16 protein-coding genes are annotated in these 23,603 nt (G+C 52.4%); 8 read left to right on the forward strand and 8 right to left on the reverse strand.

The window, feature by feature from the left end; genetic code table 11:
* Nucleotides 1-13 precede the first annotated feature (13 nt).
* From DWZ03_RS01065 to DWZ03_RS01100, 7 genes are all read left to right on the forward strand, one after another.
* Nucleotides 14-1,405: a glucoamylase family protein gene (locus DWZ03_RS01065; RefSeq protein WP_057256304.1), complete on the forward strand. Its 1,392-nt coding sequence runs from the start codon at nucleotides 14-16 to the stop codon at nucleotides 1,403-1,405.
* Nucleotides 1,406-1,539: 134 nt separating this feature from the next.
* Nucleotides 1,540-3,831, forward strand: coding sequence for a beta-glucosidase BglX (gene bglX, locus DWZ03_RS01070; protein ID WP_120128508.1), 2,292 nt, complete (start codon nucleotides 1,540-1,542; stop codon nucleotides 3,829-3,831).
* A gap of 137 nt (nucleotides 3,832-3,968) precedes the next feature.
* Nucleotides 3,969-7,004, forward strand: a complete 3,036-nt coding sequence (locus DWZ03_RS01075) for a SusC/RagA family TonB-linked outer membrane protein (RefSeq protein ID WP_117588740.1) — start codon at nucleotides 3,969-3,971, stop codon at nucleotides 7,002-7,004.
* 80 nt (nucleotides 7,005-7,084) lie between these two features.
* Nucleotides 7,085-8,605, forward strand: a complete 1,521-nt coding sequence (locus DWZ03_RS01080; protein ID WP_120128511.1) for a RagB/SusD family nutrient uptake outer membrane protein — start codon at nucleotides 7,085-7,087, stop codon at nucleotides 8,603-8,605.
* A gap of 315 nt (nucleotides 8,606-8,920) precedes the next feature.
* Nucleotides 8,921-11,251, forward strand: coding sequence for a beta-glucosidase BglX (bglX, locus tag DWZ03_RS01090; protein WP_120128699.1), 2,331 nt, complete (start codon nucleotides 8,921-8,923; stop codon nucleotides 11,249-11,251).
* A gap of 39 nt (nucleotides 11,252-11,290) precedes the next feature.
* Nucleotides 11,291-12,154: an endonuclease/exonuclease/phosphatase family protein gene (locus DWZ03_RS01095; RefSeq protein ID WP_016272459.1), complete on the forward strand. Its 864-nt coding sequence runs from the start codon at nucleotides 11,291-11,293 to the stop codon at nucleotides 12,152-12,154.
* A 44-nt stretch (nucleotides 12,155-12,198) separates the two neighbouring features.
* A complete protein-coding gene (locus DWZ03_RS01100) occupies nucleotides 12,199-13,533 on the forward strand; it encodes a glucoamylase family protein (RefSeq protein WP_034529401.1) in 1,335 nt (444 codons plus the stop codon).
* Nucleotides 13,534-13,768: 235 nt separating this feature from the next.
* Here the strand turns inward: DWZ03_RS01100 and DWZ03_RS01105 are convergent, their stop codons facing one another.
* The 3 genes from DWZ03_RS01105 to DWZ03_RS01115 are packed head-to-tail and all read right to left on the reverse strand — an operon-like array spanning nucleotide 13,769 to nucleotide 15,659.
* Nucleotides 13,769-14,362 carry a hypothetical protein gene (locus DWZ03_RS01105; protein ID WP_009037717.1) on the reverse strand — a complete coding sequence of 198 codons (594 nt, stop codon included), beginning with the start codon at nucleotides 14,360-14,362 and terminating at the stop codon, nucleotides 13,769-13,771.
* Complete coding sequence (locus tag DWZ03_RS01110; protein WP_009037716.1) at nucleotides 14,352-14,822, reverse strand: RNA polymerase sigma factor; 471 nt, start codon at nucleotides 14,820-14,822, stop codon at nucleotides 14,352-14,354. Before DWZ03_RS01110 ends, DWZ03_RS01105 begins: the two co-directional genes overlap by 11 nt.
* Before the next feature lie 3 nt (nucleotides 14,823-14,825).
* Nucleotides 14,826-15,659: an alpha/beta fold hydrolase gene (locus DWZ03_RS01115; protein WP_016272457.1), complete on the reverse strand. Its 834-nt coding sequence runs from the start codon at nucleotides 15,657-15,659 to the stop codon at nucleotides 14,826-14,828.
* 184 nt (nucleotides 15,660-15,843) lie between these two features.
* Between DWZ03_RS01115 and DWZ03_RS01120 the strand changes: the two genes are divergently transcribed.
* Complete coding sequence (locus DWZ03_RS01120) at nucleotides 15,844-17,739, forward strand: PQQ-binding-like beta-propeller repeat protein (RefSeq protein ID WP_171029007.1); 1,896 nt, start codon at nucleotides 15,844-15,846, stop codon at nucleotides 17,737-17,739.
* Nucleotides 17,740-17,755: 16 nt separating this feature from the next.
* Here DWZ03_RS01120 and DWZ03_RS01125 read toward each other — a convergent pair whose 3' ends face one another.
* From DWZ03_RS01125 to prfB, 5 genes are all read right to left on the reverse strand, one after another.
* Entirely contained in the window at nucleotides 17,756-20,287 is a 2,532-nt protein-coding gene (locus DWZ03_RS01125) for a TonB-dependent receptor domain-containing protein (RefSeq protein ID WP_120128513.1), read from the reverse strand.
* A gap of 150 nt (nucleotides 20,288-20,437) precedes the next feature.
* On the reverse strand, nucleotides 20,438-21,733 hold the full coding sequence (locus tag DWZ03_RS01130) for an MgtC/SapB family protein (RefSeq protein ID WP_005830344.1): 1,296 nt from the start codon (nucleotides 21,731-21,733) through the stop codon (nucleotides 20,438-20,440).
* Nucleotides 21,734-21,767: 34 nt separating this feature from the next.
* Nucleotides 21,768-22,235, reverse strand: coding sequence for a CYTH domain-containing protein (locus DWZ03_RS01135; RefSeq protein ID WP_005834595.1), 468 nt, complete (start codon nucleotides 22,233-22,235; stop codon nucleotides 21,768-21,770).
* A 19-nt stretch (nucleotides 22,236-22,254) separates the two neighbouring features.
* The gene (locus tag DWZ03_RS20345; protein ID WP_005830349.1) at nucleotides 22,255-22,389 is read right to left on the reverse strand and encodes a hypothetical protein; all 135 of its coding nucleotides are present in this window, start codon (nucleotides 22,387-22,389) and stop codon (nucleotides 22,255-22,257) included.
* An 80-nt stretch (nucleotides 22,390-22,469) separates the two neighbouring features.
* On the reverse strand, nucleotides 22,470-23,585 hold the full coding sequence (gene prfB / locus DWZ03_RS01140; protein WP_005830350.1) for a peptide chain release factor 2: 1,116 nt from the start codon (nucleotides 23,583-23,585) through the stop codon (nucleotides 22,470-22,472).
* Between the last annotated feature and the right edge of the window lie 18 nt (nucleotides 23,586-23,603).

The following is a 23,603-nucleotide window of genomic DNA, read 5'->3' on the forward strand; positions in this document are numbered from 1 at the left end:
AAGAAATAAAGATATGAAAAAACCAATAATGATACATGTGCTGGCTTTGTTCCTGATTTCCACATTGGCGGGCTGTGCATCCTGCTCTTCCGACTTGAAGGAAAACGGGAAAGAGAACGGAAAAGAGGAAAAGCCCGACACAGAGGAAGTACGTCCCGAATCATTCGCTTCGGATGACGAAATGCTTGATTACATCCAGAAGGTACATTTGAACTACATGTGGGACGGTGCGGAACCGACCTCCGGACTGGCACGCGAACGCATCCACCTGGATGGGGATTATCCCGAAAAGGACCAGAATGTTGTCACCACCGGCGGCAGCGGATTTGGTATAGCCGGACTGCTGGTAGGCATCGAACGCGGCTTCATCCCCAGGGAAGAAGGCGTGAAGCGCCTGACCAATATTGCCGATTACCTGAAACGCGCCGACCGCTTCCACGGCGTATGGCCCCATTGGTTGTACGGCCCTACCGGTAAGGTGAAACCTTTCGGACAAAAAGATAACGGCGGAGACTTGGTGGAAAGCTGCTTCCTGATGCAAAGCTTGCTTTGCGTACGCCAATACTTCCGCGACGGCAACGAGCAGGAAAAGGCGCTGGTAGAGAAGATTGACCAATTGTGGAAAGAGATGGAGTTCAGCTGGTATCAGAATGGCAAGGATGTCATCTACTGGCACTGGTCTCCCGAATACAACTGGGAAATGAACTTCCCGCTGGAAGGCTACAACGAAGCATTGATTGTGTATGTGCTCGCAGCCTCCTCCCCCACTTATCCCGTTCCGGCTTCAGCCTACCACAACGGCTGGGCACGCGGCGGCGGCATCAAGTCCGACTCTGCCCCCTACGGCCTGCCTTTGGAATTGAAACACAACGGAGCCGAGAAACTGGGCGGTCCCTTGTTCTGGGCACAATACTCGCACATCGGTCTGGACCCGCGCAACCTGAGCGACCGCTATGCCAACTACTGGAACGTGGTGCGCAACCATGCCCTCTCCAACTACCGCTACTGCGTGGAGAATCCCAAACAATACAAAGGTTACGGCGAGGACTGCTGGGGACTGACCGCCAGCTACTCTACCAAAGGCTATGCAGCCCACTGCCCGGGCGACAACGACCATGGTGTCATCACACCGACAGCAGCCTTGTCCAGTTTTCCCTACACACCGGAGGAATCCATGCGTGCACTGAAGTATTTCTATTCCAAAGGCGACTGGATTTGGGGCAAGTACGGATTCTACGATGCCTTCTCCGAGGGAAGTGACTGGACGGTGCCTCGCTATCTTGCCATCGACCAATGCACCATTGCCCCGATGATTGAGAACTATCGTTCCGGCTTGTTGTGGAAACTCTTCATGAGCTGTCCCGAGGTTCAAGAAGGATTGCAGAAGCTGGGATTTAAGGCTTAGGGATTTACGATTTGACGATTTACGATTGAAGTTAGTATGCGACATGATGGAGCAGCTAAGCTTAAGTTGAATTTCTATATCACTATTCCCCTCCCCCTTCAGGGGGCCGGAGGGGATAATCAAAATTATATCATATGAAGAAATACACATTATTAGCAGCCTTGGCTTTCTCTGCCCTCACCGTGACGGCAACGCCCAAAGAAAACACATCCCAAGGCAATCCGCAGGAGATGGATAAATTCATTACGGAGCTGATGGGCAAAATGACGCTGCACGAGAAAATCGGTCAGCTCAACCTGCCGGTAACGGGAAACATCGTCACCGGACAAGCCAAGAGCAGCGACGTTGCCGGTAAAATCCGCAACGGTGAAGTCGGAGGTCTGTTCAACCTGAAAGGCGTGAAGAACATCCGCGAAGTGCAGAAACTTGCCGTAGAGAACAGCCGCCTGGGCATCCCCTTGCTGTTCGGTATGGACGTGATTCACGGTTACGAAACGGTATTCCCCATCCCCTTGGCACTCTCGTGCAGTTGGGACATGGAGGCTATAGAGAAATCGGCCCGTATCGCCGCCATTGAGTCGAGTGCAGACGGTATCTGCTGGACGTTCAGCCCGATGGTGGACATCTGCCGCGATGCCCGTTGGGGACGTGTATCAGAAGGCAACGGTGAAGACCCCTTCCTGGGTTCAGCCATTGCACAAGCCATGATTCGCGGTTATCAGGGCAAGGATATGAGTGCCAACAACGAGATAATGGCTTGCGTAAAGCACTTCGCACTGTATGGCGCCGGAGAAGCCGGCCGCGACTACAACACGGTGGATATGAGCCGCAACCGTATGTTCAACGAATACTTCCCTCCCTACAAGGCTGCCGTAGAAGCCGGTGTGGGTAGCGCAATGACCTCCTTCAATGAAATTGACGGCGTACCCGCCACTGCCAACCACTGGCTGCTGACCGACGTACTGCGCAACCAATGGGGCTTCGACGGCTTCGTGGTGACAGACTATACAGCCATCTCCGAAATGATAGACCACGGAATCGGCGACCTGCAGGAAGTATCCGCACGTGCCTTGACCGCCGGAACAGACATGGACATGGTAGCCGACGGATTTATCGGCACACTGGAAAAATCCCTGAAAGAAGGCAAAGTGACTGAGGCCGACATTGACAAAGCCTGCCGACGCATCCTAGAAGCCAAATACAAGCTGGGACTGTTTGCCAATCCGTATAAATACTGCGACGTGAAGCGTGCCGAAAAAGAAGTGTTCACTCCCGAACACCGTTCCATCGCCCGCCAGATTGCCACAGAGACATTCGTGCTGCTGAAGAACCAGGACAACCTACTGCCCTTGCAACGCAAAGGCAACATCGCCTTGATTGGCCCGCTTGCCAACACCCGTGCCAACATGCCGGGCACTTGGAGTGTGGCAGCCACAGCAGACAAATACAGCACCCTGCTGGAAGGTTTCAAGAATTCTGTCGGCTCCAAGGCCAACATTCTCTATGCACAAGGTAGCAACCTGATGTACGATGCCGACTACCAGACACGCGCCACGATGTTCGGCCGTGAACTGCCCCGTGGCAATGACCAAGAACTGCTGGACGAAGCCCTGAAAGTAGCCGCACAAGCCGATGTCATTGTAGCCGCCCTCGGCGAGTCCTCCGAGATGAGTGGTGAGAGCAGTAGCCGTTCCGAACTGGAAATGCCGGACGCACAGCGCCACCTGCTGGAAGCATTGCTGAAAACGGGCAAACCCGTAGTATTGGTATTGTTCTCCGGACGTCCCGTAGTGCTGACTTGGGAGGATAAGCATGTCCCCGCCATCCTGAATGTATGGTTCGGAGGTAGCGAAGCTGCCGATGCCATTGCCGATGTAGTGTTCGGAGACGTTTGCCCCAGCGGTAAGCTGACCACCACTTTCCCGCAGAATGTGGGCCAGTTGCCTATGGCATACAACCACAAGAATACCGGCCGTCCTCTGAAAGAAGGCAAATGGTTCGAGAAGTTCCGCAGCAACTACCTGGATGTGAGCAACGACCCGCTGTATCCTTTCGGCTATGGCTTGAGCTACACCACCTTCCAGTACAGTGACATCACGCTCAGCTCCAAGCAACTGAATGCGGACGGCAAGCTGACCGCTTCCGTAACCGTAACCAATACGGGTAACTACGATGCAGATGAAATCGTACAGCTCTATATCCGCGACTTGGTGGGCAGCATTACCCGCCCCGTGAAAGAGCTGAAAGGCTTCGAGCGCATCCACCTGAAAAAAGGCGAAAGCAAGCAGGTGACCTTCACCATTACCCCCGAATTGCTGAAGTTCTACAACTACGACATACAGTATGTATACGAACCCGGCGAGTTCCATGTAATGATTGGACCCAACAGCCGCGATGTAAAGACTACGAGTTTTGAGTTGAAATAGGTATAGTTTTGCTTTTAGGTAAGAGGGCAGTCCGCGAAAACCGGGCTGCCCTTTTTTAACACCGTCACCAAATCTTTTTTGCATTTTGATTGTTCAGAGGAGAAACTGAATGATTTATCCACTAAAAAATCAATGTAATGAAGAAGAACCTAAACCTTCCCAAGAAGAAAACCGGAAGACTGAGAAACCTATTTCTGACGGTGTGCCTGCTGGCAAGTGTCGCCGCATCGGCGCAGGAGAAAACAGTAACCGGTACCGTGACCGATGCCCTGGGTGACCCGCTGATTGGTGCCACCGTATTGGTGCAGGGAACCTCCAATGGCGTGATTACCGACATAGACGGCCGGTACTCCATCCAGGCCACCCCGGAGAACACATTGGATTTTTCCTATGTAGGCATGGTGAAGCAAGCTGTCAAGGTAGGCAGCCAGTCGGTAATCAACGTCCAGATGAAAGACGACTCGCAGATGCTGGCCGAAACCGTTGTCATCGGTTATGGCAGCGCCAAGAAGCGAGACCTTACGGGCTCCATCACCAACATTAAAGGCGACGAAATCGCCAACAAGCCGGTGGTCAACCCCGTATCCGCACTGCAAGGAAAGATTGCCGGCGTGCAGGTGATAAACTCCGGCAAGGCAGGCTCCGACCCGGAAATCCGTGTACGCGGAACAAACTCCATCAACGGCTACAAGCCACTCTATGTGGTGGACGGACTGTTCAACGACAACATCAACTTCCTGAATCCGCAGGACATCGAATCCATGGAGATACTGAAAGACCCGTCGTCGCTCGCCATCTTCGGTGTGCGCGGTGCCAACGGCGTGATTATCATCACCACCAAGAAGGCGAAAGAGGGACAGACACGCGTCAATATCAACGGCTCGTTCGGTTTCAAGTCCGTCACCGACAAAATTGCACTGACGGATGCCGAAGGCTTCAAACTGCTGTACAACGAACAGTTGAGGAATGAAGGCAACCCGGAATACAACTTCTCGGACTGGACGGGAAACACCAACTGGCAGGATGAAATCTTCCAGACTGGGTTCATCACCAACAACAACATCAGCATCACGGGTGCCTCGGACAAGAACAGCTTCTATCTCGGTGCGGGCTATGCTTACGAGCAAGGCAACATCAAGCACGAGAAGTACAGCAAAATCACGCTGAACATCAGCAACGACTATAAAGTGACGGACAACCTCAAGGTAGGTTTCCAATTCAACGGGGCACGCATGCTGCCCGCCGACACGAAGAGTGTGGCTACAGCCCTGCGCGCAGCTCCGGTGGCGCATGTATTCAACTCCGAGTACGGCCTCTACACCTCACTGCCCGGATTCCAGAAGGCACAGATGAACAACCCGATGGTGGACGTAGACCTGAAGGCGAATACCACGAAAGCCGAGAACTACCGTGGCTCGGGCAACGTGTACGGGCAATGGGATTTCCTGAAACACTTCCAGTTCAAGGCCATGTTCTCCCTGGACTATGCCTCGAACAGCACACGGACATACACCCCGGTTATCCAGGTATATGACGCAAGCGTCGAGGGAGACATAGCCACGCTGGGCAACGGCAAGACCGGAGTGTCCCAAGCCAAAGAAACGGAAATGAAGGTACAGAGCGACTATCTGCTGACCTACACCAACTCCTGGGGAGACCACAGCGTGACGGCCACAGCCGGTTTCACCACCTACTACAACAAGCTCGAGAATCTGAACGGCGCCCGTACCCAAGGGGTAGGCCTGGTCATTCCGGACAATCCCGACAAATGGTACGTAAGTATCGGCGACGCAGCCACCGCCACCAACGGCAGTACGCAGTGGGAGCGCTCCACCGTGTCCGTGCTGGCACGCGTGCTCTACAACTACAAGGGCAAGTACCTGTTCAACGGCTCCTACCGCCGCGACGGTTCTTCCGCCTTCTCCTACACCGGCAACCAGTGGCAGAACTTCTACTCCGTCGGCCTGGGCTGGCTGATGAGCGAGGAAGCATGGATGAAGGACATCACCTGGCTGGATATGCTGAAACTGAAAGGCTCATGGGGCACACTGGGCAACCAGAACCTGGACCGCGCCTATCCCGCCGAACCGTTGCTGACGAATGCCTACTCCGCCGTGTTCGGCACCCCGTCTGCCATCTATCCGGGCTACCAGCTTGCCTACCTGCCCAACCCCAAACTGCGCTGGGAGAAGGTGGAAGCCTGGGAAGCCGGTGCAGAAGCCAACTTCCTCCGCAACCGCCTGCACTTTGAAGGGGTGTACTACAAGAAGAAAACCAAAGACCTGCTGGCCGAAGTGCCGGGCATCTCGGGCACCGTACCGGGTATCGGAAACCTCGGCTCCATCGAGAATTCGGGCGTAGAGCTGGCCCTAAGCTGGCGCGACCGGATAGGCGACTGGAACTACAACGTGGGGATGAACCTTGCCACCATCAAGAACAAGGTACTGAGCCTCGTGCAGGAAGGCTATTCCATCATAGCCGGAGACAAGCAGCAGAGCTACACAATGGCAGGATACCCCATCGGCTACTTCTACGGCTACAAGGTGGAAGGCGTCTACCAGACCCAGGAGGAGATTGAGCACTCTCCCAAGAACACACTGGCAACCGTCACCCCGGGCGACCTGAAATTCCGCGACGTGAACGGTGACGGTGAAATCACCACGGCAGACCGTACGATGATTGGTAATCCTACACCCGATGTCACCTACGGCTTCACGCTCGGCCTGGGCTACAAGAACTGGGAGCTGGCAGTAGACATGATGGGACAAGGCGGCAATCAGATTTACCGTACCTGGGACAACTACAACTGGAGCCAGTTCAACTTTATGGAGCAACGCATGGACCGCTGGCACGGTGAAGGGACCAGCAACACCCAGCCGCTGCTGAACACCAAGCATACCATCAACAACCTGAACTCCGAGTATTACATAGAGGACGGCTCGTTCTTCCGCATCCGTAACGTGTCGCTGGCATACAACTTCGACAAGGCGCTGATTTCGAAGATAGGCATGCAGGCGCTGAAGCTCTACGTGAACATACAGAACCTGAAGACGTGGAAGCACAACACCGGATATACCCCGGAACTGGGCGGAAGCGCCATCGCCTTCGGGGTGGACGACGGCAGTTATCCGATGCCGGCGATTTATACGTTCGGATTTAATCTGACGTTCTAAAAGCCTCTCCCCTAAAAAAGAGTAACTTCAAACCTCCCCCGACTCCTTCAAAGGGAACGGGGAATGAAAAATATAAATTTATGAAACTGATAAAATACATATTTACATTGCTGGTGGGTGCAACAGCCCTCTCACTGACATCCTGCAACGACTTCCTGGACCGCGATCCGCTGGGGCAGTTCACGGAAGATGACTCTCCCAACGCCCTTGTAGGCGGGAAGATATTCAACGTCTACTACCTGATGCGCTCGTACGACATCACTGCCGGTATTCCTGCTTTTATGGTGCACATGGTGCGCAGCGAGGACTCCGAGAAAGGCAGTGACGCCGGCGACGGCAGCAACGAGGCCGCCATGTGGGACGACTTCGAATACACTGCCTCCAACGGGCCGCTCAGCGCCTATTGGGGACAGAACTACAAAATCATCTACCAGTGCAACGAAATCCTGGACGACATTGAGAAGAGCGGACACAAGGACGACACCGAAGCCATCCGCAACCGCGGCGAAGCGCTCTTCTTCCGTGCCTGGTGCTACTTCAACCTGGTACGCGCCTTTGGCGAAGTGCCGCTGGTCACCATCAAGGTAGTGGAAGCCTCCGATGCCAACGTGCCCAAGACCACGGCGGAAAAGATATACGAACAGATTGACAAAGACCTGACCGAAGCCGAAGAATGCCTGCCCCTGCGGTGGGACAGCGACTACACGGGACGGCTGACCTGGGGCGCCGCACGCTCCCTGCACGCACGCACCTATATGATGCGAAACGATTGGGACAATATGTACACAGCCTCCACCGAAGTGATAAAATCGGGCATCTACAACCTGAATACACCGGTCGACAAAGTCTTCACCGTAGAAGGGGAGAATTGCGGCGAGAGCATCTTCGAACTGCAATGCGAAGCCACCGATGCCATGAAAGAGGATGCCAGCATCGGCAGCCAGTTCTGCCAGGTGCAAGGGGTGCGCGGAGCCGGCGAGTGGGACCTGGGATGGGGCTGGCACATGGCCACCTCACTGATGGGCAAGGCCTTTGAGCCGGGCGACCCGCGCCGGAACGCCACATTGCTCTACTTCCGCCGCAGCACGGACGAGCCCATCACACCGGAGAATACCAACCAGCCTTATGGCGAGTCACCCGTATCCACCGCCATGGGTGCCTACTTCAACAAGAAGGCCTACACGGACCCGACACTGCGCCGCAAGTACAGCCGTATGGGTTTCTGGGTAAACATCCGCCTCATCCGCTATCCGGACGTGCTGCTGATGGCTGCCGAAGCCGCCAACGAGAAAGGGCTGACGGGCGAAGCCGCCGGGTATCTGGAACAAGTACGCGCCCATGCCCGCGGCACACTGGCAGACGTGCTTCCGAAGGTAGAATCTGCCAGCCAGTCTGTGCTGCGTGACGCCATTCGCCACGAACGCCGCGTAGAGCTGGCACTGGAACCCGACCGCTTCTACGACCTCGTGCGCTGGGGCATTGCCAAAGAAGTGCTGCAAGCTGCCGGAAAGAATTACCAGGACAAGAATGCACTACTGCCTCTGCCCCAGACAGAGATAGACAAATCGAACGGAGTACTGGTACAGAACCCCGACTATTGATACCCGGCCAAAGGAAACAGCCGACCCAATCAATGGCAAAAGGTCTATTTCATAACTTGCTTTCAATCAAAGCATTGCTACTGCAAAGAGCTGCAAACTTTTTGCAGTGGCACTGCAAAAGTGTTGCAGTAGCACTGCACAACAGTTGCAGTGTCGCTGCAAAGCAGTTGCAGTAGCGCTGCAAATCGTTTGCAGTATCACTGCAGAGAAATTGCAGCACCGTTGCAAAGAAATCATAGCGCCACTGCAATAGAGTGACGGCAATCTAAAAACAATGAAGGGAACATACTTACAAACAATTAATTCAATATGAATATGAAGAAAATTTTCAAGAGAACAAGTCTGCTGCTCGCGACCGCTTTAATAGGCGTCACCGTGCAGGCGCAGAAGTCTCCGCAGGACATGGACCGCTTCATCGACGCACTGATGCGCCGGATGACTGTGGAAGAGAAAATCGGCCAGCTCAACCTGCCCGTGACCGGAGAAATCACCACCGGTCAGGCAAAGAGCAGCGACGTGGCCAAGAAGATTGAGCAGGGGCTCGTGGGAGGGCTTTTCAATCTGAAAGGAGTGGCCAAGATACGCGACGTACAGAAACTGGCCGTAGAGAACTCCCGCCTGGGCATCCCCCTGCTGTTCGGCATGGATGTGATACATGGCTATGAGACCATCTTCCCCATCCCCCTCGGCCTCTCCTGCACGTGGGACATGGCAGCCATCGGGCAGTCTGCCCGCATCGCCGCCATCGAAGCCAGTGCCGACGGCATCTCATGGACCTTCAGCCCGATGGTGGACATCAGCCGTGACCCGCGCTGGGGACGTGTATCCGAAGGTTCGGGCGAAGACCCGTTCCTCGGAGGCGCCATCGCCCGCGCCATGGTGTTGGGGTATCAGGGAAAAGACCTGAACGACCAACTGACACGGAACGACGAAATCATGGCATGCGTCAAGCACTTCGCACTGTACGGTGCCGGAGAAGCCGGACGCGACTACAACACCGTAGACATGAGCCGCAACCGCATGTTCAACGAATACATGTACCCCTATGAAGCAGCCGTCCGCGCCGGAGTGGGTAGTGTGATGGCCTCCTTCAACGAAGTGGACGGCGTGCCCGCCACCGCCAACCACTGGCTGATGACAAACGTGCTGCGCAAACAATGGGGCTTCAACGGTTTTGTGGTGACCGACTTTACCGGTATCTCCGAAATGGTGGAACACGGAATCGGCAACCTGCAGACCGTTTCCGCTCGTGCGCTCAACGCCGGTGTGGACATGGATATGGTGAGCGAAGGTTTCGTGGGCACGTTGAAAAAGTCGCTCACCGAAGGCAAAATAACCATGAAGACGCTGGATGCAGCCTGCCGCCGCACCCTTGAAGCGAAATACAAGTTAGGGCTGTTCGATGACCCTTACAAATACTGCGACCTCAGCCGTCCCGCACGCGACATCTTCACGCGCGAGCACCGCGACGCCGCACGCCGGATTGCCGCCGAAAGCTTTGTGCTGCTGAAAAACGAACCTTTTGAGGGACAAGGCAAGAAGTCTTCTCGTCCCGTCCTTCCTTTGGAGAAGCAAGGCACCGTCGCCGTCATCGGCCCCCTGGGCAATACCCGCAGCAACATGCCCGGTACCTGGAGTGTTGCCGCACGCCTGGACGACTATCCCTCTCTGTACGAAGGATTGAAAGAAATGACAGCCGGCCGGGTGAACATCACCTACGCCAAAGGCAGCAACCTCATCGGTGATGTAGCCTACGAGGAACGCGCCACCCTATTCGGCCGATCGCTGGGCCGGGACAACCGTACGGATAAGGAACTGCTGGACGAAGCTTTGAAGGTGGCCTCCGGTGCCGACGTGATTGTAGCCGCCCTGGGCGAGTCTTCCGAAATGAGCGGTGAAAGCTCCAGCCGTACCGACCTCGATATCCCCGACGTGCAACGCACCCTGCTGGAAGCCTTGCTGAAGACCGGAAAGCCCGTTGTACTAACCCTCTTCACCGGCCGGCCGCTGACGCTCACCTGGGAGCAGGAACATGTGCCCGCTATCTTGAACGTATGGTTCGGTGGCAGTGAAGCGGCATACGCCATCGGCGACGTACTGTTCGGCGACGTGAACCCAAGCGGTAAGCTGACCATGACTTTCCCGAAGAACGTGGGGCAGATACCTTTATTCTATAACCACAAGAATACCGGTCGCCCGCTGGCTGCCGGCAATTGGTTCGAGAAGTTCCGCAGCAACTATCTGGATGTGGACAATGAACCGCTGTATCCCTTCGGATACGGACTCTCATACACCACTTTCCAGTACAGCGACATCGCCCTCAGTACCCCGGTCATGGGACAAAATGGCTCCACCACTGCCGTAGTCACCGTGACCAATACCGGTAAGCGTGACGGCGCAGAAGTCGTGCAGCTCTATATCCGCGACCTCGTAGGCAGCATTACCCGCCCCGTACGCGAGCTGAAAGGCTTTGAAAAGGTGTTCCTGAAAGCGGGCGAAAGCAAGACCGTATCCTTCAAGATTACCCCTGAGCTGCTCCGCTTCTACGACTACGACCTCAACCACGTGGCCGAGCCGGGAGATTTCGATGTGATGATAGGTGGCAGCAGCCAGGCAGAAAAGACAGCCCGACTGACACTGAAATAAAATAAAATATTTAATATTGCACTCTAAAAACAAGAAAACATGAGATATACTACTTTACTCCTTTGTTTTTGCAGCATTCTGCTCCTTGGCAGCTGCAAGAGCCAGCCCTCCGCACAGAACGGACAGCCGCTGGAAGTGATGACGTTCAATGTCCGCCTGGATATTCCTTCGGACAGTGTAAACAACTGGAATTACCGCAAGGGTGACGCCTGCCGTATGATAGCCTACTACAGCCCCGACTTGCTGGGCATGCAGGAAGTGCTTCACAACCAAATGGAAGACCTAAAACGCGGGCTGCCGCAATACACAGCACTCGGTGTGGGGCGCGACGACGGCAAGGAAGCAGGCGAATACTGCCCGATATTCTTCCGGACCGACCGATTTACACTGGTGGAATACGGTAATTTCTCCCTCAGCGAGCAACCCGAAACTATCGGCATCAAGGGCTGGGACGCTTCCTACAACCGTGTCACCACCTGGGCGATACTGCAGGAAAAGAACAACGGACAAAAGTTTGTATATTTCAACACCCATCTGGACAACGACGGAAAGACAGCCCGCAAAGAGGGCGTGCAACTCATTCTCGACAAAATCAAGGAGATAGCACCGGACATGCCCGCCATCATCACTGGTGACTTTAACTGTACGCCCGGTGAAGAACCTCTGCAAACGCTGGAAAAGGGAGGAATGGAAAATGCCGCAAAGACAGCTGCCGTCACCTACGGTCCGTCCTGGTCTTTCCATGACTTCGGCCGTCTGCCGGTGGAGGAACGCGTACTGCTGGACTATGTCTTCGTGACTAAAAGCGCAAAGATAGACCGCTACCGCGTTATCCAAGACAAACCGGAGAACAGCTACCTTTCCGACCACTGTCCTATACTTGTTGAATTGACCGTGCAATGAATATAGATAAGTAAATGATAAAAAAACAAGTAAGCATTGGTACAATGAAAATACAATACAGTTTATTATTGTTCCTGCTGTTGCTCGGTTTCACGCAATGCAAAAGCCCCGCCGCCAAAGAAGACCGGCTGAGCGACGATGCCCTGATGGACACCGTACAGCGCCGTACCTTCAACTACTTCTGGGAAGGTGCCGAGCCCAACAGCGGACTGGCACGCGAACGCATCCACATGGACGGTGTCTATCCGGAGAACGACCAGAACGTAATCACGTCCGGTGGAAGCGGCTTCGGCATCATGGCTATACTTGCCGGTATAGACCGCGGCTATGTCACCCGCCAGGAAGGGCTGGAACGAATGGAGAAAATCGTCTCCTTCCTCGAAACCGCTGACCGTTTCCACGGTGCCTACCCACACTGGTGGTATGGCGATACGGGCAAGGTGAAACCCTTCGGGCAGAAAGACAATGGCGGCGACCTGGTAGAAACAGCCTTCATCATGCAGGCGCTGCTCTCCGTCCACCAGTACTACATCGACGGTTCGCCCGCCGAGCAAGCCCTCGCCGCCCGCATCGACAAGCTGTGGCGCGAAGTGGACTGGAACTTCTACCGCCAGAACGGCCAGAACGTGCTCTATTGGCACTGGAGTCCGGAATACGGTTGGGAAATGAACTTTCCCGTACACGGTTACAACGAATGCCTCATCATGTATATCCTTGCCGCCGCCTCGCCTACCCACGGCGTGCCTGCAGCAGTCTATCACGAGGGCTGGGCGCAGAACGGGGCCATTGTAGACCCTCATAAAGTGGAGAATATCGAGTTGCATCTGCGCTATCAAGGCACAGAAGCCGGACCGCTCTTCTGGGCACAATACTCGTTCCTCGGCCTCGACCCCATCGGGCTGAAGGATGAATACTGCGCCAACTACTTCGACGAGATGCGTAACCTGACGCTTGTGAACCGTGCCTACTGTGTCCGCAACCCCAAGCACTACAAAGGTTTCGGGCCCGACTGCTGGGGACTGACAGCCAGCTACTCCGTCAACGGATATGCCGCCCACGCTCCCAACGAACGCGACGACCAGGGAGTCATCTCTCCAACTGCCGCCTTGTCATCCATCGTCTATACCCCGGAACAGTCGCTGCAGGTGATGCGGCATCTCTACGAGATGGGCGATAAAGTCTTCGGACCCTATGGCTTCTATGATGCCTTCAGCCAGACGGACAACTGGTATCCCCGACGCTACCTCGCCATCGACCAGGGCCCGATAGCCGTGATGATTGAGAATTACCGGTCGGGGCTGCTGTGGAAGCTCTTCATGAGTCATCCGGATGTGCAGAAAGGACTGGAGAAACTGGGATTCTCAACGATTCCCAAATGACATCTTATGCTAAAAACGGGTGTATTGGAACAGACTATACACCATTTTTCAGACGCAGATGATGCAGATTTATTTTTCAGACAGAAGAACAAAAAGACAAAAGAGAGGAAATAAATATGTTCTTTTGTTCTTCTGTCTGAAAAATATTGCCCATTTCCACTCTCCCGAAACCCGCACTTCTCTATTCAGCAGAGAGTGCAAGCTTCAAAAAGGGATTTTTGGGCAATTCAATACCCTAAAGTTCATCTATTTGCGTCTTGATCCTCTCCACCCGGACAATCAAACTATCAAGTCTCTGTCTGTTCCTCCGGATAATTCGGGGACGAAAAACAAACCAGTTCAAACCAACCCACAGAAGGAAAACCGAATAGGCAACGACCCTGAACTGTAGTGAACTCTCCTGAATATGCTCGTACATATAAAGTCCTATTCCTACAGACAACGAGATGAAATAAAAGTTCATCAGCTTGGTTTGCATAAAGTTCTCCTTACGCCTCACGGCAAGTAACTCATTCAGATACTCCCGGTTGGATTGCTCCTCATCCACAATTCTATACAAGGGAATCATCTTATGAGTGAACACAGCAACAGTGCCCATAGCCACGATTGTCAAAAGAATCCCTATCTTCGTAACCAACAATTGCGGCTTAAAGTATATCCAGACAAACGCAACAAAGCAGATGGTCATCCATAAAACCGCATTAAGCACTATCAGTTCAAGAACCTTCTTTCTCTTGAAGTGATTTACCTCCTTGAATAATCCGGAACAGTCGGCAAATGGGACAGCCTGTTTCCGCCACAATTCTTTTATATCTATGTCACTCTTCATACGCTCTTATTTTCTTTGTCAACAATGCTTTGATTCGATGAATCCTCACCCGGACATTACCTTCAGACAGACCAGTGATTCGGGCAATCTCTGCCTGCCTGACATCTTCCAATTCGAGTGAAATGAGGATGCGGTCCATCTCCGGAAGTTCGGCAATGAGTTTGTACAACAGACGAAGCCGCAGACCGATACCCGTCCTTTCTTCTTCGGGCAGGTCGGTCGAGAGAGTAACCGGAACCATGCGGCTCTGCCGTTCCAACTGACGAAGACAGCGATTGGTGGCAATACGAAAAATCCAAGTACCGACTGCTGCCTCATTTCTGAATGACGACAGTTTCTGCCAAACGGCAACAAATGTCTCCTGAGCCATATCCTGGGCCAGACCATAATCATTCACATATCCCATACACAGACGGAACACCTTACTCCAATATTCCCTATATATAGCCTCAAACTCCACTCGTCACTCTTTTATAAAACCGGTTAGCTCATTCATAAACCACTCCTTATCATCAAACATCATGAAATGCAGTCCCTGCTCGGCATACCTTAACCGCACTCCGTGCAGATTCCTATACTGTTCATTTACAATAGATGCTATATTCTTGAAATGCGGTTCCAGCAAGACCAGGACCGGAACGGCAATACTTCTGATTCGCTCCCTCAAATCCGTGTTCGCAAAGTCACAATACATCGCGGCATACGTCTTTCTGTCAGAGGCTGCACCCCATTCCACGATTTCGTCAAACTTCAAAGAGTCCGTTGTCAAACTAGCCACACTCATTCGCTGCATCCGGACAAACTGCTCGTGGTTCATGGCAGTTATCCGGGTAATCATATCAGAACAGTCTTTATCCGCTACGGGGTTAAAGTCTGGGTGGGTCAAAGCCATCAAACAAGGCAAAGCATCCACTATGACAATCTTTCCAACGAGTGTGGGAAAGTCTGCTGCAACAGCAAGTGCCAGTCCGCCTCCCATACTGTGCCCTACGAGTATGGGGCTGTCAATCCTTTCTTCCTTAATGAATGTCGCAATCTCGTTTTTCCAGCCCTCGAAGGATGGATTTTTTTCCGGCGGTACACCGGCAAAACCAGCCATAGTCAACACGTAGCAGGTATAATGTGTTCCCAATTCCGCCACTGCCTCCTTCCAGACGTCTCCCGAACTCGCAAAGCCGGGAATAAAAATGACAGACTTCTTTCCTATACCCGATTTTATCACCGAAAAAGAGTAATCTTCTGCAAAAGAACAGACAGAAAACCAAAACAATACTAAAGTCAGAAATAACTTTTCCATCACTGTACACTTTTTAATTCACTCTTTAGATACAAAGAACTTGAAAATGTTACAATGCCGGTTACTATATTTTCCGTTCATTCCTTATCAACAAAAATACAATATTCCCCTGAGAACCAATACATATTATTTATTAATAAAAGAATTATCACTATCTTTGGGCAAATTCAAACCAATCATCATCATGAAACGTATCTTATTGGCCATCTGCATGATGGCAATGTCCGCACTATCTTACGGACAAAGTAACCGCGTCTCGTTCACTTTCGCCTGGCTCAGTGACGTACACCTCAATTCCTTCGCTTATGCCGAAGACGACCTGCGGCAATCCATTGAAGACATCAATGCCAATCCTGCCGTGGACTTCACGATTCTCAGTGGAGATGTCACCGAATTCGGTGATACAAAAGAGTTCCTGCTGCTGCAGGAAATACTGGAAGGCTTCAGGAAACCTTATCTGCTGCTGCCGGGAAACCACGACGTGAACTGGAGCGAAAACGGCTGCACCATGTTCAACAAGATTTTCCAAGCATCCCACTTCTGCTACGATTGGCAAGGAGTACGCTTCATCGGTTGTGGTGCCGGACCAAGCCTGCGCATGGGGCCTCCCCACATTCCACGTGAGGAAATACTCTGGTTGGACTCCATTGTACGGGCCACCCCTAAAGAACTGCCGGTCATTTTCGTCAACCATTTCCCACTGAACCGGGATTTAAGTAACTGGTACGAAGTGACGGATATTCTCAAAACACGCAATGTACTGGTGACTCTTGCCGGACACCTGCACACCAACCGCGCTTATGATGCCGAAGGCATTCCGGCAGTCATCGGGCGCTCCTCCCTGCGGAGGGAAGACCCGATAGGTGGCTATAATCTCGTCACAGTCAACGAAGATTCCATCACCTTCTGCGAACGCATCATCCAAACGGAAACCCGTCCCGCATGGAACGTTGTCCGCCTGAATGCAACAGCTATTGCTTCATCGAACATTCCGGGTGAAAAGAAAGATACCGTCTACTACCGCCCTGATTTCAGCATCAACAGCACCTATCCTGCCGTTCGTGAGGTGTGGAAGCAGAAAGACGTAACCGACGTTGCCTCACAAGGAAGCATTGACGGAGAACTGTATATCTATACCAATACGGCAGGAATGGTTCATGCCCTGAATGCCCGCAACGGAGAAACGGTATGGACTTATGCCACAGGAAATAAGATTTTCTCGGCTCCCTTCATCACTTCCCAACTGGTGGTTGTCACTTCCTGCGACGGGTTTATTCATGCACTGGACAAAAAACAAGGTTCCGCCCGTTGGAAATTCAACACGGATTACCCCATTGTAGCCTGCCCTACAGTAGCAAACGGCAATGTCTATACAGGCAGCAGCAACGGAAAATTCTACTCCATCCGCCTGGCAAACGGCACGCTCAATTGGGTTACCGACGGACTGAACGGCTACATCGAGTCCCGCCCGGCTATAGACCACGAACGCATCTATATCGGAACCTGGGGAGCCATGTTCTATGCCATCGACCGGAAAACCGGGAAAAAAGTATGGGAATTCGACACCGAACGCGGAAGATACTTCTCTCCGGGAGCCTGCTGGCCCACAGTGCTGCCCTACCGGAAGAATGGAAAAGCATCAGAACAGGTCATAGTGCTCAGTTCCGACTACTTTGTACGCGCCTTCAACCCGGAAGACGGAAAAATCCTCTGGGCATCGGATGAAGCGAAAGGACGCGAATCAATCGGTTTCTCTCCGGATGGAAAGACCATGTACATAAAAGGAATCAAGAACAACATTACGGCAGCAGATGTCTCAAAAGGAAACTACACTCCACTTTGGAATACATTGATGCCGTATGAAGGTAATTTCATCCCCACCCGCATGGAAACCACGGAAGAGTATGTGTTCATCCCTACCGAATTCGGAGTGGTCCATGCCGTGCGGACAGACGGAAGCGGGATAGCCTGGAGCCATAAAGTATCCCATTCGGCGGTCACCTCACTGAAGAAGGCAGGTGACCACCGTCTCATCGTCATGACAATGGACGGAACAGTCACCTGCCTGATATATCCGTAAATGAATTCGTAGTAGTCTATTCACCGCCGCCACCGGAACCGCTACCGCCACTCTTCACATCGTCATTGCTGATGGTGCGTGCAGCCTTCTTCACGCTTGCCTTCAGCTCGCCGATGCGGTAGCTGACGCTTATGCCGAAACGTTGGCGGCTATACTTATAGCTGCTTTCGCGTATAAAGCCGGCACCTTCGGTAGTAGAGCTCTGGTCCATATACTTCTTGAAGAAGTTGCTGGCAAAAGCGGACAAAGTGAGACGCTTGTTTAGGAATGACTTGTTGACACTCAAGCCATAATCGAAGAAGCTGCTACCCTTACCTTGCAGCATAATCCACGGCGTCTGTCCGAAGACATTCAGACTGATGCGCCAATCGTGGGGCAGCGTCTGCTGTGCACCACCGTAGGCAAAGAGGCTCCAGCCGTCGTTACGCATGCCCTCACTGCCCTCCATGTAAGAATAATCACCGCTCATGTTCATGTAGATACGTGTACGGGGAGTAGCGTTCCAGTTGACGTAAGCACTCACACTGGCACGGCGGGTCTTACCGATGTTGGCGTAGGTAGAATAGAGCACATCCTTTCCCGTGGGGTTCTTCAATCCCTCAATCTCCGTATCGGGCATGAGCTTCGTTACATTCTCAATACTGTTGTTGGTGAATGAATAGCGTGCTGAAAGGTTAATATTGAACTTCTGCGTGAAATTACTATAACTCAAATTGAATGCATGGCTCTTCTCACTGTCCAGTTCCGAATTACCCTGACTGATGTAGGAGGGGTCGGTATCATTCAGATACGGATTCAGGTACCAGATTCCCGGACGATAGATACGCATGTTGTAGCCCAAGCGCAGATTGGACATATCCGTCAGCTTGTAGCCGATGGAGGCGGAAGGCACTACGTCGTCAAAGTTCTTTGTGAAGTCCTCGCCACGCCCCACCAGATACTTCACATCCTGGATGGTATGCTCGTAGCGCACTCCCAAACGGCCGGACAGCCTTTTCACTTTCAGCCCATATCCCAGATAGGCGGCAATAATATCATTCAGATGCTTGTAGTGCGAGCTCTGCTCCTTGTTGTATTCATACTTTCCGGTATCGTCTGCATCAAAACGGTCGTCCTCCGAAGAGTTGTTGCGCAGGATGTACTTGGCACCAGCCTCCAGCGTATGCAGCTTGCCGATAGGCGTGGTATAGTCGGCCTGGAAAGTATGCTCGGTGGTGTTCTGCTCGCCGTCGTTATGCAAATTTCTCAGACGTTTCAGATAATCAGCCCAATCGGGATTATAGCCTTTGTCTATTTCATATTCCGTGTAGGAATCCGACGTTTGCGGACGGGTGTTTATCTTGTAGGAGAATGTCAGCATGCGGTCCTTCACCTTGAACAGACGCTGGTAGTCGACACCTCCGTCGATGGAATACCAGGAAGACTTGCTGCGGTTGAAAGCCGAATAGCTATAAATGGGAGCGGCGTTTATGTCCTGCGGAAAGGTGGCGATGTAGTCCGTAGAGCCGTTGCTCTTGTTTCCGCCACCCCAAAGTCCGAAAGACATAGTGACCAAGCGCAGTGTATCTATTTCGTAGCTGGCCTCCATACTGCCCGACTGGAAGGAACCGTGGCCCTTGTTACTGCCGTCATAGTCCAGGTTGGAAGAATTCTCCGTAACAGCTTCCGGTGTCACGTGCTGGCTGCCGCTGCTGTAGTTGCGGGGCTGGTCATTATAATTGTAGTTGTAGCGGGCGCTGACAGTCAGCTTGCCGCTCTTTATCGTACCGAATGCTCCACCGCCTGCACCGCGGTTGCTGACGTTGGCACTGAACGTAGCCGTATAGCCTTCGAGTCCGCTACCCACGGTGACAATGTTCAGAATACCGCCCACACCTTCAGCATCATACTTGGGGCCGGGATTGGTAATCACCTCGATATGCTTAATGCTGTTGGCAGGCATACTCTTCAGTACCTCGGTCGGGTTATTGCTCATCATGTTGTTGGGCTTTCCGTTGACGTACACCTTGAAGCTGCTGCTCCCGTTCACCTGAATATTGTCCTCGCCGTCCACCGTCACCAACGGTACCTTGCGGAGCATCTCCAGCACAGAGTTCGACTGGGCATCAGGGTCATCCTGCACATTATATTCTATCTTGTCGATGTCCGCCTTTACCAAAGGCTTTTGAGCTACAATTTCCACTTGTCCCAGCTCATTGGAAGCATCCACGATGTAGAGTGTGCCGAAGTCCACCAGGTTCTCTCCAGCCTTCACAGAGAAATCCTTCACGATAGGGGTACGCCCCACGGAAGTGATGGTCATTACGAAGTTGCCCGTACCGGGAACTTTTTCCTGAAACTGGCCTTTCATATCCGTTACCAGCATTTTCAGCGCCTTTGCAGGGGCCTCTTTCTTCACGATTTTAATGGTAGCATAAGGTTCACCCTCCTGGGTGAGTGAGTCGAGCAAAATTCCTTTAACCTGGAAAGAAGTGTTTGCCGTGTTTTGCGCTGCAAGCAGTCCCGAAATCATCAGCATCCATAGCAGCACAGTCCATTTTGTTCTCATTGCGTTTTTATATTTAGTGACTATTCATGTTTATTGTCTTGGTATTAGACGTTTCCCGTTCGAGTTTTGTCACAATGAATTCGGCAAAAATAGCCCCTTTTTCATGCATTTACGAGACTTTCGGAGTTAAAAAAGCAAAAAGAAAGCAATTTAGAGAAAATAGAAGAAAAGTAACAGACAGATATTTGCGGCAATAACAGAGCCGAATCCCCCCAATATCCACGGCCGCAAAGGGCTTTTTCCACCGGCAAAGAATAACGCGTAGCACATGTTTACCGCTATATTGCTGACAATAGCCTGCATGCTGCAAGCCGTAATTACCAGCACCGCCACGCTGCCCGTCCCTTGAAGCAGGTTCAGGATGAAAGGAGTGATGTCACTGAAGCCCGAAATGAAAGAGAGCAGGTTCAGCCCACCCGTACCGGCATACACCAGCGTATAGTGTGTCAAGATAGTGAACACGACAAACAGCATGGCAAAAATCAGCGCCACTTTAAACTCCAACGGATTACTGCTGTCCTCGTCCTCCGTGGTCTGCGTGCCGTCGTCCACCCGTTTCCGCTTGGAATGCAGATACCATGCCACGGCTGCCGTCACCACCGACATTATCAGCAGGTAGGGATAAATGGCCAGTAGCGTCTCCCGGCTGAAAATACCTATCAATATCAAGAAACGGAGGAACATCATACTGACCGCCAACAACATGGCCGCCACATATTCGGGAGCATCCTGCACAGAAGCCTTACGGCTCTTTCGCGCCAGTACGGAAATGGTAGCCGTGCTGCTGTACAAGCCTCCCACGATGCCCGAAACCAGAATGCCCGACTCATGGAAAACGTAACGCTTCAACAGATAAGAAAGGTAGGAAATGCCCGATACAACCACCGTGGCCAGCCAAATACTGTATGGCGTCAGGTTGATGCCGGGAATAAGATTCTCATTGGGCAGCATCGGCAGGATAATGCCGCTGATGGCAAGGAACTTGGCAAGCGTAATCATCTCGTCGTTCTTCATGCGCTGGGCCAGTTCCGTGAAGGTGTGTTTCAGCTCGGTGAAGAGCAGGACGGTCACTATGACCATGACGTAGAACCACGACGGCTGCGTGGCCACAATGGGAGCAATGCAGTAGGTGATGAGTGCAATAATGATGGTGGTTACTCCGAACACATGGTACTGTGACTGCTTCACATAATAGTTCAGTCCGAGCAGCAGTCCCAGAATGGCTCCTCCTCCCATGAACAGACGATAGCCCGTAGGGTCGAGGATATAGAGCAGATAGCCCAGAATGCCTATAAAAGTGAAGGTGCGGTCGGTACCGAAAAGCGTAGTTTCCCCTTCGCGCTTCAAGCTGATTTTACGCTGTGAAAGCCCGATGAGTAAAGAGAATACAGTGACCAAAAGGAAGGTGACCAGTTCTCTTGGCAGGTAGTCGTAAAGTTTCTCCATGACGATTAAACAAGTACGGCATACAATTGGTTTGCTACCACGTGGTGAAAGGGTGTTTCATCAGTTGCGAGTTATAGTAGCGGACATCTCCCGTCACCTCCCGTCCGATGAATGCAGGTTTCACGAAAGGCTCGTCTTCCGAGGAGAGTTCCACCTCGGCCACAGTCAGTCCCTCGTTCTCGCCATAGAATTCATCCACCTCAAAGACGTGCTGTCCGCTGCGCACCAGGTAACGGGTCTTGTCGATGATACCCGGTTCGCACAGCTTCAGCAATTCCCGCGCTTCGCACAGCGGAATTTCCTTTTCCCACTCGTAGCGGCTGGTTCCCGATTCATTGGATGCACCCTTGATGGTGAGAAATCCCCGTTCATCGCGGATGCGCACCCGTACTGTCCGTCCACGTACACTGCTGATGTATCCTTGTACGATACGGCTGTGTGCATACGCTTGTGGCTTGTATTCTCCCGTCACGAGGAATTTCCGTTCTATCTCCTGCGGCATGTCGTTTCCAGTGATTTTATCAGCCCCAGTAAGAGTAAGCCACAAACATGGCGATGACCAATACAATGGCTATTACTCCCATCGTCATCATCACTTTCTTGGCTTGTTGCTCTTCCTTCTGGCTGTGCATTGCTTTCTTTTTACTTTTTCCCATGGTGTGTTTTATAGTTTAAAGTTCAACGATGAACAAAGTAAGAAGAAATTCGGGAAGAATGCAAATGAAAGGGAGAAAATTTATTCGCCACTTCCTGCAAACTCCATCAGGTAAGCTTTGATAAAGCCGTCTATCTTTCCATCCATCACACCATTCACATCACTGGTCTGGAAGTTGGTACGGTGGTCCTTCACGCGGCGGTCGTCGAAGACGTAGCTACGAATCTGGCTACCCCATTCGATTTTCTTCTTACCGGCTTCCACCTTTGCCTGCTCGGCCATGCGGTGTTGAAGTTCCTTGTCGTAAAGCATGGAACGGAGAAGGCGGAGAGCGTTCTCGCGGTTCTTGGGCTGGTCTCGTGTCTCGGTATTTTCAATCAGGATTTCTTCCTCTTCGCCCGTATATGGATCCTTATACTGATAGCGCAGACGGACACCGGACTCTACCTTATTGACGTTCTGTCCACCGGCGCCACCACTTCGGAAGGTATCCCATGACATGCGGGCAGGTTCGATGTTCACCTCGATGGTATCATCTACCAAGGGAGTGACAAACACGGATGCAAAAGAAGTCATACGCTTGCCCTGGGCATTGTAGGGCGAAACACGCACCAAGCGGTGTACACCGTTCTCACCTTTCAGGTAGCCGTAGGCATAATCGCCGGAAATCTCGATGGTACAAGTCTTGATACCTGCCTCGTCTCCTTCCTGCAGGTTGGCGATGGTGGCCTTATAGCCGTGAGTCTCGGCATAGCGCAGATACATACGCATCAGCATGCTTGCCCAGTCCTGGCTCTCCGTACCACCGGCACCAGAGTTAATTTTCAGCACACAGTCCATCTGATCGGCTTCCTCGCGAAGCATATTCTTGAGTTCGAGGGCCTCGACAGCAGTGATTGCCTTGGCATAGGCATCGTCCACTTCCTCTTCAGTCACCAGTTCGTCTTTGTAAAAGTCGAAAGCCAGTTGTACCTCGTCAGTCAAGGTCTTTACCTCATTGTAGCCGGAAATCCATTGCTGCAAGCCTTTCACTTTCTTCATCTGAGCCTCGGCAGCCTTCTGGTCGTCCCAGAAACCGGGAGCCTGGGTGCGGAGCTGCTCTTCTTCCACCTGTATCTTCTTTCCTTCAATGTCCAGATAGCGGTTCAACGCCTCGGTACGTTCTTTGATATCTTTCAGTTGTTCTGCGGTAATCATATATGCATTTACAATTTA

Source organism: Bacteroides sp. AF29-11 (genome assembly GCF_003602895.1).
Taxonomy (GTDB): domain Bacteria; phylum Bacteroidota; class Bacteroidia; order Bacteroidales; family Bacteroidaceae; genus Bacteroides; species Bacteroides uniformis.